The sequence below is a fragment of the Methanoregula sp. genome (genome assembly GCF_002835825.1).
Classification (GTDB): domain Archaea; phylum Halobacteriota; class Methanomicrobia; order Methanomicrobiales; family Methanospirillaceae; genus Methanoregula.
On sequence record NZ_PIZH01000550.1, the window covers coordinates 1 to 1,376 of the forward strand.

The following is a 1,376-nucleotide window of genomic DNA, read 5'->3' on the forward strand; positions in this document are numbered from 1 at the left end:
GGACGGGGACAGGTGTCGTGCAGTGCAAGGGACCGGTGGGGAGGGGCGGGAGAGTCATAATGGCGTTCCATGAAGACGAGGCTCATTGCATGAAAATACCATGCCTGAGCAATATCGGGATCGAGCGCATGGAACCGGGCAAACGATGCTTCTGCCTCCGCGTACCTTCCGAGGCGGTACAGGGCCTTCGACCGCCATAAAAGGACCTGCTTGTTCTTCGACTGCTTCTTTAAGGCCCGGCCCAACGCCTCGACTGCCTCTTTGTTCCTGCCGAGACGGTACAGGGAGTATCCTTTGCAGGCAAGAACATCGGGGGCTGCCGGATCCCCTTCGAGAGCCCGGTCGAGTGCAACGATAGCATCCTCGAACCTTCCGGTCCGGGTCAGGGCTATCCCCCGGCCCCGGTGAGCCCGCTCAAGACCGGCATCGATGGCGAGTGCAGCATCGAATGCACCGATTGCATCCTCGTACCGTTTGATGAGGAGGAGGGCATCGCCCTTATAGATGAGGACACGGTCGCTCTTTGGCTCGCGCTCAATGGACCGGTCGAGCGATGTGACCGCCTCGTCATACCGTTCGAGCCGGAAGAGGCAGAACCCCGCTTCGGCATGGACACGCGCTGTATCCAGGCCAAGAGCGATGCACCGGTTGAAGACCTCGAGAGCCTCACCGGTACGGTCGAGCTGCTCGAGCGCGAGGCCCTTGTCAAAGAGTACGGTGACTGTATCGGGCCGGATAGCAAGGAAGCCGTCGTATGCCTCGATGGCCTGCCCGAACATCTCCAGTTCGATCAGGGCTTTTGCCTTCTCCTGCCATGCCTCGGCGTTCTCCGGGTTCAGCCCGATGGTGCGGGAGAACGACTCGGTCGCGTCTTCGAACTGGCGCGTGAGCATCTGCGCAAAGCCACGGTACAGGAACGCCCGTTCGCAGTCGGACTGGATGCGATTGACCTGTGCATATGCGGCAATGGCCTCATGGTAACGTCCCAGGTGATCGCAGGCCCGGGCCTGCCCGTACATTGCCACAAGATCCCCGGGCACCATCTCAAGGACCGTGCCAAACGCGGCAGCGGCGTCGATGTACCGTCCGAGTGCAGAGAGGGCCCGGCCGTGCTCCCGGAATGCGTCGGCAAAGTCCGGCATCAGCCGGGTGGCCTCGTCAAGGGCGGCGGCCGACTCAGGCATCTTCCGGGTCCGGAAGAGGGCGATACCTTTGTAATAATGGGCCTCCCCGAAGTCCTTTGAGAGAGCGATCGCCCGGTCGAATGCCGCGACCGCTGCGTCGTCCTCGCCAAGGCTCATGTGGGACCTGCCGAGGTAGAACCAGGTATGCGCATTGGTTTCGTCAACCTCGATAGCTTTTGTATACGAGAGCAC

The 1,376-nt window shown here is 61.5% G+C and carries 1 protein-coding gene; it reads right to left on the reverse strand.

What is annotated here, in order from left to right; genetic code table 11:
- A partial coding sequence (locus tag CW742_RS13210; protein ID WP_292421138.1) for a tetratricopeptide repeat protein occupies positions 1 to 1,376 on the reverse strand: 1,376 nt, incomplete at both ends.